General features: G+C 42.8%; 10 protein-coding genes and 1 pseudogene. 2 read left to right on the forward strand and 9 right to left on the reverse strand.

What is annotated here, in order from left to right; genetic code table 11:
* The 8 genes and pseudogenes from ACEW8O_RS25655 to ACEW8O_RS25690 all read right to left on the reverse strand — a co-directional run.
* A pseudogene (locus tag ACEW8O_RS25655) lies at window positions 1–701 on the reverse strand (galactonate dehydratase); the annotation flags it as partial.
* 25 nt (window positions 702–726) lie between these two features.
* Window positions 727–1770 carry a LacI family DNA-binding transcriptional regulator gene (locus ACEW8O_RS25660; protein WP_373497484.1) on the reverse strand — a complete coding sequence of 348 codons (1044 nt, stop codon included), beginning with the start codon at window positions 1768–1770 and terminating at the stop codon, window positions 727–729.
* Between the two features lie 287 nt (window positions 1771–2057).
* The gene (locus tag ACEW8O_RS25665) at window positions 2058–3596 is read right to left on the reverse strand and encodes a SusD/RagB family nutrient-binding outer membrane lipoprotein (RefSeq protein ID WP_373497485.1); all 1539 of its coding nucleotides are present in this window, start codon (window positions 3594–3596) and stop codon (window positions 2058–2060) included.
* A gap of 4 nt (window positions 3597–3600) precedes the next feature.
* On the reverse strand, window positions 3601–6732 hold the full coding sequence (locus ACEW8O_RS25670) for a SusC/RagA family TonB-linked outer membrane protein (protein WP_373497486.1): 3132 nt from the start codon (window positions 6730–6732) through the stop codon (window positions 3601–3603).
* Between the two features lie 570 nt (window positions 6733–7302).
* A complete protein-coding gene (locus ACEW8O_RS25675) occupies window positions 7303–8547 on the reverse strand; it encodes an enolase C-terminal domain-like protein (RefSeq protein ID WP_373497487.1) in 1245 nt (414 codons plus the stop codon).
* A 215-nt stretch (window positions 8548–8762) separates the two neighbouring features.
* Entirely contained in the window at window positions 8763–10043 is a 1281-nt protein-coding gene (locus ACEW8O_RS25680) for an MFS transporter (protein ID WP_373497488.1), read from the reverse strand.
* The gene (locus tag ACEW8O_RS25685; RefSeq protein WP_373497489.1) at window positions 10040–10708 is read right to left on the reverse strand and encodes a bifunctional 4-hydroxy-2-oxoglutarate aldolase/2-dehydro-3-deoxy-phosphogluconate aldolase; all 669 of its coding nucleotides are present in this window, start codon (window positions 10706–10708) and stop codon (window positions 10040–10042) included. Before ACEW8O_RS25685 ends, ACEW8O_RS25680 begins: the two co-directional genes overlap by 4 nt.
* The gene (locus ACEW8O_RS25690) at window positions 10705–11709 is read right to left on the reverse strand and encodes a 2-dehydro-3-deoxygalactonokinase (RefSeq protein WP_373497490.1); all 1005 of its coding nucleotides are present in this window, start codon (window positions 11707–11709) and stop codon (window positions 10705–10707) included. The genes ACEW8O_RS25685 and ACEW8O_RS25690 overlap by 4 nt, the downstream gene beginning before the upstream one ends.
* Window positions 11710–12068: 359 nt before the next feature.
* Between ACEW8O_RS25690 and ACEW8O_RS25695 the strand changes: the two genes are divergently transcribed.
* Window positions 12069–13145, forward strand: coding sequence for an amidohydrolase family protein (locus ACEW8O_RS25695; protein WP_373497491.1), 1077 nt, complete (start codon window positions 12069–12071; stop codon window positions 13143–13145).
* Between the two features lie 120 nt (window positions 13146–13265).
* On the opposite strand, the gene ACEW8O_RS25700 is transcribed toward ACEW8O_RS25695, so the two are convergent.
* The gene (locus ACEW8O_RS25700; protein WP_373497492.1) at window positions 13266–13589 is read right to left on the reverse strand and encodes an antibiotic biosynthesis monooxygenase; all 324 of its coding nucleotides are present in this window, start codon (window positions 13587–13589) and stop codon (window positions 13266–13268) included.
* 46 nt (window positions 13590–13635) lie between these two features.
* On the opposite strand from ACEW8O_RS25700, the gene ACEW8O_RS25705 reads away from it, so the two are divergent.
* Entirely contained in the window at window positions 13636–14682 is a 1047-nt protein-coding gene (locus tag ACEW8O_RS25705; protein WP_373497493.1) for an acyloxyacyl hydrolase, read from the forward strand.
* Window positions 14683–14868 lie beyond the last annotated feature (186 nt).

The raw sequence follows: 14868 nt of genomic DNA on the forward strand, positions 1-14868 counted from the left end.
AAATCAATGCCTATATCCATTTCCGGTCCACCGGCTTCACGTAAGGAGCCGAAAGTATCAGCCGCATGTTGTATGAAAGCCATGTTTTCAACAATCCTGGCAGGATTCTTTTTTGCCACCCCTGTTTTTATTACGGAAAACCCTTCCTGCTTTCGTTTTTTCATGTCTTCAGCATTGCTGGCACGGCCATATATGCGAACCCGGTCACGGGTGGGTCCACCAAAAAGCTCATAAACAGGGACTCCCAACAACTTTCCTTTGATGTCCCATAGTGCTTGATCGATGCCGCTTAAGGCAGATGTTAGAATAGGTCCTCCCCTATAAAAGGCATGTCGGTAGATGGCCTGCCAGTGATGAACTACCTGCCTCGGATCCTTACCGATCAAGTATGGCTCGATTTCCTGTATAGCGGTTTGAATGGTCAGGGCACGTCCTTCTAACAAGGGTTCTCCCAAGCCAATCACTCCGGCGTCTGTGTGAATTTTAAGAAAAATCCACCGGGGTTTTACCAAAAAGGTTTCCAGGCGGGTGATTTTTACCTCACCGTATTTGGTAGATGAAGAAGCGGGTTGTTCGGCATAAGAGGAAAGTGGCAGGAGCAAACCCGTGCCTGCCAGGCCCAATACAGACTGTATGGCTGATCTCCGCGACAGGATGGGGGAAGATTTTTTTGGTTCTGTATTGATTTTTTTCTTTTTCATAGAGGGTTTAATTGTTAACTATACCTTATTTTAAGGATTCGGAAATAGCGTGTGAAGATTCTCCTATTACCAGTCTGGTTTTCATCAGAATCTGCTCAGGAAGCTTATCGGGGTGTTTGATTTTGTCAACAAGCATGCTTACTGCTTTTTTCCCCAATTCTCCCAGAGGTTGCTCCAAATAGGTAATCGGACATTTATAGAGCTCAAAGCTTTCGGCTTGTCCATAACTTACAATGGCCAATTGGTCGGGAATCTTCACTCCCAATATTTGAATGATTTTCAACCCATTGATTGCTAACCGATAAGTACCAAATAGAATGGCCTCAACAGGGGTTTGACCAAAAAGCATAGATTCCATGGCAGGTTTCAACTCTGTTTCCACCTTGTCAAAAGTAATGGACTGACTCCAGTGTTTAAGGGGCTCGATCCCCGCTTTCTCCAAAGCTTCTGTGACTCCCCGCTTTCTTTCGATCATGTGAAAGAGTTTTGATTTATATCCTATAAAGCCAATGTTTTTATAACCGTTGTTCAATAAATGTTCAGTTGCTGAAAAGGATGCCTGAAAGCTGTCAATCGACACATAATCCGTCTGTAATTCCGGAAAATACCTGTCCAATAGGACAAAGGGATATTTTTGTTGATGTAATAGTTTGATTTGTTGGAATGAATTTTCCGTTGACACCACTATTAATCCATCTACCTGTCGGTCTAAAAACACATTGATAAGATCCTTGAATTTGTCGGGGTTTTCGTCCGAACTTCCGATAATGACCGTGTAGCCGGTTTTTTTTGCTTCATCTTCCACCTCCCGGGCGATGTTGGCAAAGAAGGGATTGGCAATATCGGCGATAATTAGTCCAATGGTGTGGGTTTTTCCACTTCTTAGACTTTTTGCCATATAGTTTGGGGTATATTTCAGTTCTTTCGCAATCCGTTTGATCTTTTGCGAAATTTCCGTACCCACGCGACTCTCTTTCTCTTTACCATTTAGCACATAGGAGACCAAGGCGGTGGAGACACCTGCCTTCTCAGCAATATGCTTTAAGGAAACTTTTCTTTTGTGAGGCATCAGATATTCATAAGCTAATTCAAAAATTAACACGAAACACCAACTAATAAAAGGAAAAGGATTACAATTTTTATCCATTGGCCAAATTAGCCCAATGGAATTCCAATTAGAAGATGGCGATTATTTGAAAATATTAAGGCTAAAACAGCACACTGTCATCAAGTTATAATTTCCGTAACAAATTTTTAATAAAACCTTTGCAAGGAAGTTTTTTGTTTGTTTTTTCAAAAAATATTCACTTGCAAAGGTTATCTGTACGAAATTATGCGAGGAGGGCCATGCTGTTTTTATGGCTTATCCCACCATACCCTCCGATCCAGGTTATTAGGTCCCTGCCGACTTAGCGCTTCCTGTAGATTGGCCAAATTTACTACCCGCTCGCTATCCGGATAGGGCATGCTACGGATAAAGTCACCCGTGATTTCTGAGCCTGTATAGGGGTTTTTCTGAAGTATTGGATACCCACTTCTTCTAAAGTTGGCAAAGAGTTCTGACCCATCTAAGAAAGCCGCTATCCAATATTCGGTGTTGATCAACTCAAGTTCCCTGCCGGCCACTAGAGGATGGGATGCGATGTATTGATCTATATCGGCAGTCGGGATGGAAGCGTTACCGTCATACAGGGCCATTTGTTCCATATTGGCACGGATGCCCGCTGCGTAATAATCGGCCGCATTTCCCTGTACCCATCCTCTTACTGCGGCTTCTGCCAAAAGCAATTGATTTTGGGCGTAGGTGAGTATAAACTGGGGGGCATCAATTTTCAACACCGTATAGATATTTGCTTGGGAGAAATCCCAGAGACTTACGACACCATTTGCCGCCAATACCGAATTGATGGATACATCATCATGGCCCATAGGCATACCTATCTGCAATGCAGGATCCCGGGTAATGCGGGCAACTGTTTGACTTGGCCCATTTGTTGCCCCGACATGGCGGATGGCTATAGACCTGAGACGTGGGTCGTTGTTAGCTTTTAAGTGATTGACAAAAGGTGCTGTCAGGTAATAATTGGCCTTTTCCCTTGCGCCTAAATGTACTCCTAGGTAGTTGTTGAAAACAGACGTATTTCTAAGAACCGCATTCTCGGCATTGGACTGAATCAAACCTCCGGCCACGGCCTTCGAAACAAAGTTTTGTGCTTTGACAGGATCCACCTTGCTTAGCCGCATCGCCGCCCGAAGCATCAGGGAGTAGCCAAATTTTTTCCAAAGCACTGGATCGCCCCCATAGAGGATTTCACTGGTTACTCTGGGATTGGCCGGATTAAGTGCCGCAGTGGCCTCTTCTAATTCTTTGAGGATGTCGTTGTAGATGGCTTCCTGAGTGTCGTACACGGGGTCTACGATTTGATCAATAAATCCACGGGCCCCCTGAAAATAGGGAACGTCTCCATAATTATCCGTCAAGACCATGTAGGCGTAGGCTTTCCAGATTCGTGCGGATTGGAAAAGATTGGCTCTGAGTGGATCTTCCCGACTCTTTTCTACTGCATCCACAATGTTTTTTAGCGCATTTCTATACGTATTCTGCCAGATGGGTTGCGCATTGGAAAGGTTAAGCTGATTATAATTAGCCCCGGCAAGTGAGCTGCCAAAAGGTGTTATAATCTGCTGGACGATCCCAAAATTATAGGACAGATCTTGCAACGTAGCAAATCCATCCCGATAACGCATATCGACAATACCCTGATTTAACAAGAAGAGCGGGCTAAGTGAGGTGGGGTCAACTTTATTGGTGTTGATTTCATCAAAATTTTCGTCACAGCTGAAATTAACTGCTGCTAAACAAAATATGATTATATAAATGATGTGATTTTTCATGGTTTTAGAATTTAGCGTTAAGATTAAAACCTAGACTTCTGGTAGGAGGCAATGCGGGCCAGAAATCCTGACCGTTGGCATTGTCCGAAGTGACGGATACGTTTTCCGGATCCATATTTTCTGTCCATCTTTTGATTATTGCCACATTGTTGGCTACTCCGCTTAGACGGAGTCGTTTGATAAACAACTTCTCCGGAAGGTGTTTGCTGAGGTCATAGCTCAATGATACCTGACGTAATTTCCAAAAACCGGCATTAACTACCCAATCTTCGTTGATGCCCAACACATTGGTAGTTTCATAGAATGGTTGAATTAAGGATTGGGTTGTGTTTATTTCCCCATTCGGGTTGACGCCATCTCCTACGACAAATCCCTGATCCCGACCGTTCAAGGTTTTCTTGTGGAGGCCATGTCGCTGATAATTTTGATTTCTTCCCTCAAACATCTTGTGACCGAGTTTGAAATCTATAAGAGTAAAGAGACTCAGTCCCTTCCAGGTAAAGGTATTGGTAATGCCTCCGAAATACATGGGAAGCACGGATCCCACGTTTTGGGGCTGGTCATTTCGTAGGGGTCTACCACTGTTTTGATCAAATACCTGTCTACCCTGATCGTCCCTGAGGTAGGTAAAAGTATATAACTGTCCGATTGGTCTACCGACCACCTGCCTTAATATCCTTCCTCCACCACTACTTACCGTGATCATCGTGTCAGCATCGGTGAGCCCTAATTTTAAAACCTCTGAGGTATTATAGGTCAGGTTTACACTGGCATCCCATCGGAATTTTTCGGTTCTGATCGGTGATCCTGATACCAACATTTCCAGACCCTGATTCATACTTTGTCCTATATTTACCAGTTGGTTGGTAAAACTGGAAGCATCTGAAATTTGGGTTGCTAGAATCTGATCATTCGTGATTTTCTTGTAATAGGCAAAGTCAAAAGTAATTTTTTCGTCAAACAAACGTAGTTCAAGTCCTATCTCGGTTTCCTGAACCCGCAAAGGTCTCAAGTTGGTATTGGGTACCGTATTGGCATTTACACGCCCAAGCGGTGAAGGTAGTCCGGCAGGGTTGGGAAATAAGTTATTATCCACGGCATAAAACAAGGCATTGGAATAGGGTGCCACGTTATCGTCTCCAACCTCAGCATAGGCAGCGCGTAATTTGCCGAAATACAGCCACTCTGGCAGGTTTTTAAAGGCTTGGGAAAACACAAAACTGGTAGACACGGAAGGGTACAAGATGCTTCTGTTGGCTGGTGCCAAGGTGGAGAACCAATCATTCCTGGCGGTAACATTTAGAAACAACCATTCTTTATAGGAGATTTCCCCTAATCCATATAGCGAATTGATCTGCTTCTCCGAAAGGCTGTAAAGGGGATCTTTTACCCTGCCGTTCATGACAGTATATAATTCCGGAATCACGAAATCCCTGACGGCAACACTATTATAGTCCATGCGCACATAGCGCTGATTTCCTCCCAAAGTCAATTCGACTTTAAAATCTCCAAATCCCCGATTTGCTCCAATCAGGAAATCATGGTTGGTCTCCCGAAATTGCCGCACGTCCTGGGCATAAGCTCCGTTAACAAAACCTGCGGGTGCAGGGGGGATCGGTGCATAACCATTGGGGGTGTTGTAATCGTTGTTCCTAGTATAATAGTCCATAGACAATCTGCCCATTGCATAGAGCCAGGGGGTAAAATTGTAAGTTAACGAGAGATTCCCGATTATCCGGTCACGCTTTACGTTGTCAAAGCGCTTGGAGGTGGAGTAATAGGGATTATTTCTTACCAGGAAACGAGACATCACAATTTCTCTCCCATCCGGATGGGTTATGTTGTTTCTCAGCGCTTCAAAAGGCATGGAATTGGCCAGGGTCATAACCACCGTGGCAGTAGAAAAGTCTTGGGCGTTTACCTGGGGAGGATTTTGATTTTTTTCATGGGAATAGATGGTATTGCCCGCCACGACTAATTTGGAGGTAATGTTTTGCGTGAAGCCCAAATTAATTGTTTGGCGGTTAAGTTCGGAATTGGGAACAATCGCCTTGTTGTCGGTATTGGCAAATGACAGGCTGAACCCTCCGTTTTCCCCACTGTTGGAGACTGTCAGCGTGTTGGCCCAATTGGTACCGATATTATAAAACTGCCTTATCCGACCATAAACCGGTTCGTAGGGCCATACCTCATTATCAAAAAGGACCTGGGTCATGCCCGGCTGAAATCGCTCCCCAAAACTCCAAACCCCGGAGGTAGGAAAAGCAGAAGTCGGTCTGACACCACCTTCACCCTGTCCAAATTCATATTGAAAATCGGTAAAGTCCAGTGGGGTGTCCGTGGTGAAATTGGAGTTGAATTCCACCCCAAGACCTTTTGCCGAATTTTTGGTCTTGGTCGTTATCATGATAACACCGTCTTTTGCCCGGGAACCATATAACGCCCCCGCAGTTGCTCCTTTTAGTACTGTAAGGGTTTCTATATCATCGGGGTTGATACTCAATAACCCATCCCCGCCATCGGAATTGTTCATTTGGCGGTTGCTAAAATCACCTCCCAGGGAATAATTGGAGTTGTCCATGGGCACTCCGTTGATGACAATAAGGGGGTTGTTTTGTCCGCTAAAAGAAGATTGTCCTCTGATTCGGATCTTGCTCGTTCCCCCCGGTCCCGTGGACATGGAGGAGATGTTTACGCCGGCTATTTTTCCCTGCAGGGCGTCTGCAAAGTTTGGTGTCCGGTTTTCTGAGACCATTCCACCATCCAGGGTAGTGGTGGCAAATCCCAGCGTTTTGGCATCCCGCTTAATGCCCAATGCGGTGACAATGACCTCATCCATTCCTATTTCGCTGCTGCTAAGAACGATGCTGAGTTGGGTGCGATTGTTCAGGAGAACGGTTTGGCTTGCATACCCGATGTATGAAAAGACCAGGCTTGCCGTGGGAGAGGCATTTAGCATAAAATTACCGTCCAGATCAGTGACAGTGCCTTGGGAAGTGCCACTGATGACGATGCTGACACCGGGGATTGGATCGCCGTTTTTGTCGACTACATTTCCGGTGATGCTAGTCACCTGGCCGAAGATGAAGCCTGAGCATAGCAATGCCAGAACTAAGAGAAGTACTTTTTTTTCCATGATACTTTTGGTTTAAATTGGGGTTAATTGTCATTTGTATATAATTAGTGTAATAAATTGGTTTTTATCTGACTTAAATAACAGCCTGTTTAATCGATTAAGCAATGAAAGTGATTTTTGGTGTTCTTCTAATTACCATTTTTGATTACTTACTGTTTTCGGAAAGGATATTGATATAAAAAAGGGAAAGAATTCGAAACCAATGTATGCTTAATCGATTAAAAAAACAATTTTTTTTATTTTAAATAATTTATAAAAATGAATTTAATAACCTGTATAAAATAGGTTTACCAAATAAAATTCTGATTAATATATGATTTAACTTATTTAAAAAAATAATAAAATCAGGTTTACATTTTTGTAAATAAAATAAAACATAGAATTTGTTAAATATTATTTAGAGAATTTATTTTTGTTTTTTTTGTGAATTAGTGACTTACCCGTGTATTAAATTGAATTAAAACCGGATTGCTTCAAGTGAGTTTGCCAAAAAAAAAGGAGCTGCAAGGGAAAATTTTCCCTTGCAGCTGCCAGACTTAATAATGGGTAGTGAATGACTTTTTTTACTTTTCACCAATTATGGATGGAACCATCCGGAGCTAATAAATAAGGATGTGGAAATTTGGTTGGCTCGGAGATTTCAAACAGGAAATCTGCTTTGCCCGGATCGAAGGCCACACCCAATCCCGGATTGGGGTTCAAGTAAACTTTTCCTTCCCGAAAATCAATAAAGTCAGCATTGAAGTAGGTAGGATATTCCGGAACCCCGCCGGCCAACTCGATCATACACCGGGTTGGACTCGATGAACCGAGCACGTGAATCAGGGCAGCCGTTGACAATGGCCCGGTAAAATGGGGGATGATTCCTACGTAATGGGTTTCCCCAATGGCCATGATTTTTTTCAGCTCGGTGATGCCTCCGGTATTGGGAAGGGTCACCCTGCTGTAGTCGATCAAGTGGTTTTCGATAAGTACATTGGTATCCCAGCGGTCTCCAAATTGTTCACCCACTGCTATAGGCACTTTGGTCATGTTACGGATGGTTCGATAAACCTCGGGATTTTCTGACCGGATGATGTCTTCCACAAAGTAAGGCTCCAGCTTTTCCAAGGCGTCACAGATTTTGATGGCCTCCGGCGTATCAAACCGGGTATGAAGGTCAACCGCCCAGTTTCCGTTGCCACCTACCGCCTGATTGAGTTTTTCACACATCTCGATGGTTTTCTTGCTGTGTAAATAGAAGTCAAAAGGTTCCTCGCCATTTCCCCCTGTGGGACCAATCCGGTAGCAACGCAAACCTGCTGCCAGACAATCCAAGGCCCTGCCTTCCATTGTCGTGGCGGTGGAATTTCTGAAACCCGTGGCATAGCATTCCACAAAATTTCGGGTTTTTCCGCCAAGCAGATCATAGACAGGCACTCCCAGTGCTTTGCCTTTTAAATCCCACAACGCCATTTCTATGGCACCCAAGGCATGGAGTTTTTCCCTTCCCGGTGGATAGAACATGCTTCTGTAACAATGCTGCCAGAGGTGCTCGATGCGAAATGGGTCTTCGCCGATAATCATTTCTGCAACTTGACGGATCATATCGTTGCTTCCACCTTCTCCTATCCCGATCAGTCCGGAGTCGGTTTCTATTTCTACGATTCCCCTAGCTTGGTTAAATAGCGGTTTGTTATATCCGGGAGCAGCATAATAGCGGATTTTAGCGATTTTCAGGTCCGAGGCATCAAAAGCCTTGGCGGGATAATGGATTCCGGCAAGCACTGCGGCGGAACCCAGTGCTCCAAGTTTTAAAAATTTTCTTCGTTGCATGGATAAATGAGGTTAAGATGGATGTATCGATGGGCAAGGATTGTAAAATTTTCTGTAACTACTCTGCTGGTTCCAATTTAGCTTTTAGATTTAGGTTCTCCAAGATGTTTTGTGATCCGTGATGTTTTAGCAGTTTAAGAGGTGGAATTTTATTTGTCTAACCGGCTAAACATTCCATAAATATTTCATTGGGCCTACATGAATTTAAAGAAAATTTACCCTGTAGTTTTCCGAGTTAGCAAATGGATAATCAGCCAGGCGAAAAGGTAGGTGAATCCGCAAATGGTAAACAATAAATTATAGCCACCGGAAAGGTTTTCTTGCATTTTGTAGGAGTCGAGTAAATATCCCACCAGCATTGGGAACAAAATCCCTCCGACAGCACCTGACATCCCACCGATTCCCACGACAGAACTGACAGAACTTTTAGGAAACATATCTGAAGCCAGCGTAAAAATATTCGTGGCCCATGCCTGATGTACCGCTACTGCCAAACTGATAAGTGCTACAGCCAACCAAACATGGGTTACAAACTGGGTTAAAATTATGGAAGTTTCGAGCAATGCAAATAGCAATAGTGCTCCTTTTCTGGCTTTTAATATCGGCCAGCCTCTCTTGATCAGCCAGGAAGAGAAATAGCCCCCACCTATACTGCCCACGGTGGTTGCAGTATAAATTACCATTAGCTCAGGGCTTGGCTTGGTAAGATCCAGGGCAAATGTGCTTGAAAAATATGAGGGCAACCAAAAAAGGAAGAACCAAAAGATCGGGTCTATGAAGAACTTACCTGTAATAAATGCCCAAGTCCTGGGTAAAGAAAAAAGCGTTATCCATTTGATAGGTCTTTCATTTGACTGATCCTGTCCGATTGCCTGACCCAAAAGGATCAATTTCAATTCGGAATCGGTAAGACGCTTTTGCTTGGAGGGTATATCATATAGAAAAAGCCAAAAGAGAAGCCACACAAACCCCAGAGCTCCGGTAATCCAAAATACTTCCTTCCATCCATAATAAGAAAGTATCCATGGTACTAAAAACAAAGCTGCCACTACCCCGATACTTGTTCCTGCATTGAATATACCGGTAGCAATTCCCCGCTCCTTTTTCGGGAACCATTCAGACACCGCCTTCATTGCTGCCGGAAAATTACCGGCTTCTCCAATGCCCAAACCAATTCGAGCGGCAGAAAAGCCGGTTACACTCCTGGCAACCGCATGCAACATACCCGCTGTACTCCATACAATGATACTAATGGAATACCCCCACTTCGTGCCCACTTTATCAATTAACCATCCAAATGCCAGGAGTCCTAAAGCATAAGCCGCAGTAAATGCCATTATAATATGTGCAAAATCTGTTTCTGACCAATTAAACTCTGTTTCCAAAGTGGGTTTTAATAAACCGATAACCTGTCGATCTAGATAGTTGATTGTGGTAGCAACGAAAAGCAAGCTTAATACAAGCCACCGATAATTATTTATTTTGACATTTATCATGACATATCTTTTGAGCGATATTCCTTAATTTCTTCCACAAACTTGTCAAAATGGCCTTTTAAACCTTGCCAATCTCTGTTTAAAATATAATGCTGTGGAAAGAGAGGAGTTCCGATACCCAAACCCTTGACCCCTACAGAAAGGTATTGTTGTATCTCTTTAAGAGATACCCCTCCGGTAGCCATGATTTTAATATGCCCTAAGGGAGCAAGAATATCTTTCAAATAACCTACACCTAATGCATTGGCAGGAAAAACTTTAACCATATATGCTCCTAAATCCCATACCTTTTTGATTTCGGTCGGTGTAAAAGCTCCCGGAAATATCGGAATATGCCTAGCCTTACATTTTTTAATGATTTGCTTATCGATGTTGGGGGCAACAATAAACTGTGCTCCTGCACTCAAAGCATTTTCCAGGTCACTGATGGAGCATACAGTTCCGGCCCCAATATTTAATATATGACCGTATTGTTGCAAAGCACTTTGGATGATCAATACTGCATCAGGACTATTCATGGTGATTTCAATGGTAGTCAGGCCAGCCTTAGCGTAAAGAGGCAGAATTTCCATGACATCATCAAAAGCCACATTTCTGAGAATGCCCATTACGGGCATTTGGTCGAAAATTTCTCCGCTGAAGGTTAAAGGTTCGGGTTTACTCATCTGATTATTGGATTCAAATATTTATGTGCCAATATTATCTGTCCTTTTACAATGGCTTTCTCAACATCGAAGGGGTTCAAAAAATATGTCATCTTATCTAATCCCAGACAAGTCAGCGCCTTTTTATAATGTTCATTTAAATTTTCTCCACAACACAATACCAACTGGGTATTAGGTTTGTTTAAAAGGCTCCGAAGTTCAAATCCTATCAAAAGCCCACTTAGGTAACTGTAATTTTGTTGTTTGCTCAACCTGTTGAAGAGTTGGTTGGTCCGGACTTTGAACAATGCCTGCAAAAGTGTGGTGCTTCCCGAGTAATTCACACCATCTATAAAAACATCCCAATCGATTCCGTCAACAGCATTTTCAGGCGATTGAACAGCTTCTTTCAATAATCCGTGTTTGGATACAATAGCAAATAATTCTCCAGTAATATAAGTTTCTATGCCGGCAATATTACCGTTGCGAATACTGACATGTTTGGAGTGGGTTCCCGGCAATAATACAGTGATTTGATCTTTTGCCTTTAATGATGAAAGCACACCTGCTATCCCTATTAAATGAACCTCTTCCCCACGCATCACCTCATCTCCATCTTTTACACCTGACAGCAATAAAACCCGATGGTTAAAGATCGGAGAAGCATCGATATGGTAAACAACGGCATTATGCCCCTCCAATGTAAATGGCAGTTCTGCATAGGGCAGATCTACTATCCCAATACTCGAAGAGGCCATGCCTGAAATCACCACTGGGATTTTATCTGTAGTGAGGTCATTACGGTCAGCAATCTTCCTCAGATGCTCTTCGAGCTTGGACAAATAAAAGTCCACCCTTCGCTTATCCTTATCAAAAGTATTTACCAGTACCCATTCATCATATAGATCAGCGATCCCATGTTTATCGGTTTCCTGATCTATAATTTCCTGACTTTGAATACTGATTAATCTTATCCGCAGAGAAGATGTACCCCAATCACAACAATAAATATAATTTGTCACAGGATATTGGCTCTAAATTTTATTTTTTCTGTTTGTACCCTAAATTAAAAACCCTTTTTCGGAAGATCATCAATATCCAGGGCATTTTTTTTTTGTTTGATAATAATTGATAATGTAGATTAGTCCTGCGAAATTCCAAGCTGTTCCTATTCTCAAACTGTTCAAGGCAAAGTGGGTCATTACAAATCGTAAAGCTAAAAAGACTTATGGCTTGGTTATTTATTTTTCTTATATTAAGCTGTGTAATGAGTAATGGCCACATTTCATCTATTTACCTGTTGGGCTTACAGTTCTCCAGGATAAATTTAACCTAGTGGCAGACAGCTGTTTTATAAATTTCCCCCATTTAATAAGTAAAAATGAAAATATATATGGTGTTCAATGCGCTACTTTTGACGCTAAGTGCCTGCAGCCAAAATGACCAATGGTATTCGGTTGAGGACTTTTCAAAAGTCATGAAGATCGATGCCCATGTTCATATCGATTCGGACCGATCAACCTTTGTTGAAAAGGCAATTGCGGATAATTTTCGGCTCATCAATGTGACCTTAGAGGTTGATGACGGTTGGAATGATGTTTACAGGAAATATGGGGACGGGCTTCATCAACATCAATCATTTCCCAAATCGGTGGATATGATCACGTCCTTTGCCGTTTCGGACTGGGACGAGGAAAATTGGGAAGGCAAGGTCATTTCCTGGATGGACAGTTGTTTTAAACAGGGGGCCCTGGGCGTGAAGGTTTGGAAAAACATTGGCATGGTATCCAGAGACACAGCCGGCAATCTAATTTCAATAGATGATGATAGGTTTGATCCTATTTTCCGGTTCATTCAGGAGCGCGGAAAAACCTTGATGGGTCATCTTGGAGAACCCAAAAACTGTTGGTTGCCATTGGATTCCATGACTACAGAAAATGACCGCCGCTATTTCGAAAACAATCCCCAATACCACATGTACCTTCAGCCGGAAATGCCCTCTCACGAGGACTTGATGGATGCCCGGGACAGTATGCTGGCAAAGCATCCTGAGTTAAGATTTGTCGGGGCTCACTTGGGAAGTCTGGAATACAGCGTGGACGTGCTGGCAGAACGCCTTGACCGGTTCCCAAATATGTCGGTTGATTTGGCGGCCCGAATGGGGCAGTTGTTTTATCAGACGGCAAATGACCGGGAGAAAGTCCGGGATTTCTTTATTCAATATCAGGACAGGATTCTTTACGGGACTGACCTGGGAGATAATGGGGAACGTTCTCAGGAAAATATGTACAGGAGCATGGATGAAAACTGGAGACGGGATTGGGAATTTTTCGTGACGGATAATATCATGAGCAGTTCACTGGTTCATGATCCTTTCCTTGGACTAAAATTGCCTAAGCAGGTGGTGGATAAGATTTATTACCACAATGCGGTAAGGTGGTTGGGAATGGAGGAATAAAAATAGAATTTCGGGAGAAATCCCCCAATCTTCCAATTTTCCAATTTTAAATTTTTCAATTAAGGATACCGAACACCGAATGATGAATAATGAAGTAAGAAATTTTTAAGACCGAGCTCCTCAAACCCCAAACCCATACTCCTTCTCCACCAAACAAATCCGGGCCTTAAAGGAAGAATACCATTTTTCACGCCCCATTTTTTGGGCAAATAGGTGCTCGGAGACCATTTTCCAATTACGGATGGCTTCGAGGCTTTTCCAATAACTGACAGTGATACCAATGCCGTCCCGGGCGGATTCGTGACCTAGGTAACCCGGCTGCTTTTGGACCAATTGGGCCATTTCTTCAGACATCTGTCCATAACCTTCATCAATGTTTGTCCGAATACTGGTAAAGATGACAGCGTAAAAGGGAGGCTTGGGTGTGTTGGAAATTTTGCTCATAATGATGGGATGTAAACTTATTATTCCCAAATTTGGATATTCAGTTATGAAAAAGCATCTTTTTTACATTTTCTTTTTGTTGATAATTATTGAAGCTTCCGGACAGCAGGTCAGACGCTTGGGTATGGAGGGAAGTTATGGTTTTATCATACCCCATTCCAAAGAACTTCGGCCCATTTCGGAAAGCAATCCCTATGGATTATCCATGCATTACCAGCTTTTGAAGCAGAATAAAGAAAATTGGGATGCCTGCAATTGTTTCCATTATGTGGGGATTCAGGCTTCATACCTAAACTTTGGCAATCCGGAGGTTCTGGGTTCCGCTTACCATTTATCGGGTACTTTTGAACCCATACTTTGGAAAAAAGGTCCTTGGTTTCTCAGCTTGCTGACAGGTATAGGATTCAGTTATCTGGACCAGGTTTATGACCCAATACATAATCCTGACAACCTGTTTTTTTCTTCTCCTTTAAGTTTTCTCGCCTTTGTAAATCCAAAATTCGAATACAGGTTTGGGGATGATTGGGGCATAAATCTCTCATTGGCTTATAATCATATTTCCAACGGAGGACAAAGCCAACCAAATAAAGGAATCAATTACCCCATGATGGGAATCGGGATCAACAGGTATTTTGAATCGTCACCTTTTCCGAAATATAAAAAGTCCGTCTTGCCAAGTGCTGTCCAATGGTATATCGAAACTGCCTATACCCACAGGGAGTCCAATTGGTCAGAAGGGAGAAAGCCGGTATTCACTGTATTGGGAGGCTTTCATAAAAGTTTTACTGTCATCAATGCATTAGGCGCAGGCATAGAACTGACGAAAGATTACTCGCTGGAAGTGGAAGATAACAGAACTGAGGCATTGATGCCGGCACCATTTATTGCGCATCATTTGTTGTTTGGAAGATTTGATTTCAATCAAAGAATGGCAGTTTATATGAATAAGCCAGTAGGCTACCATGATTTCATTTTTTACCAGCGTTATAGCCTGATGTACCAAGTGATAAAGGATTTTTCAATGGGTTTTTCTCTTAAAGTCCATGGGCATGTGGCCGAAAATATCGACTTTAGGATTTCCTATAGATTTTAGTCACAGAAACTTCTTCCGTCTTCGGTCTTCTGTTCAAAATGGTGAAAATGGATTAGGCTTTCAGGATCGAGAAAATATAAATTACTGACCACTGGTCAGTTTTTAGACGATAATAGTCCGGAGTTTCAAACTCCTTACTCAGGGTCACGAAGCCACAGTCTTCGGACAACAGAGGAACTTCTTCCG

Origin of the sequence: Aquiflexum sp. (assembly GCF_041749095.1) — a bacterium.
Lineage (GTDB): Bacteria > Bacteroidota > Bacteroidia > Cytophagales > Cyclobacteriaceae > Aquiflexum.

Coding starts and splice junctions, on each gene's coding strand:
- ACEW8O_RS25660 (WP_373497484.1), bottom strand. CDS start 1,770: ATGCCTCACAAAAGAAAAGTTTCCTTAAAGCATATTGCTGAGAAGGCA.
- ACEW8O_RS25665 (WP_373497485.1), bottom strand. CDS start 3,596: ATGAAAAATCACATCATTTATATAATCATATTTTGTTTAGCAGCAGTT.
- ACEW8O_RS25670 (WP_373497486.1), bottom strand. CDS start 6,732: ATGGAAAAAAAAGTACTTCTCTTAGTTCTGGCATTGCTATGCTCAGGC.
- ACEW8O_RS25675 (WP_373497487.1), bottom strand. CDS start 8,547: ATGCAACGAAGAAAATTTTTAAAACTTGGAGCACTGGGTTCCGCCGCA.
- ACEW8O_RS25680 (WP_373497488.1), bottom strand. CDS start 10,043: ATGATAAATGTCAAAATAAATAATTATCGGTGGCTTGTATTAAGCTTG.
- ACEW8O_RS25685 (WP_373497489.1), bottom strand. CDS start 10,708: ATGAGTAAACCCGAACCTTTAACCTTCAGCGGAGAAATTTTCGACCAA.
- ACEW8O_RS25695 (WP_373497491.1), top strand. CDS start 12,069: ATGAAAATATATATGGTGTTCAATGCGCTACTTTTGACGCTAAGTGCC.
- ACEW8O_RS25700 (WP_373497492.1), bottom strand. CDS start 13,589: ATGAGCAAAATTTCCAACACACCCAAGCCTCCCTTTTACGCTGTCATC.
- ACEW8O_RS25705 (WP_373497493.1), top strand. CDS start 13,636: ATGAAAAAGCATCTTTTTTACATTTTCTTTTTGTTGATAATTATTGAA.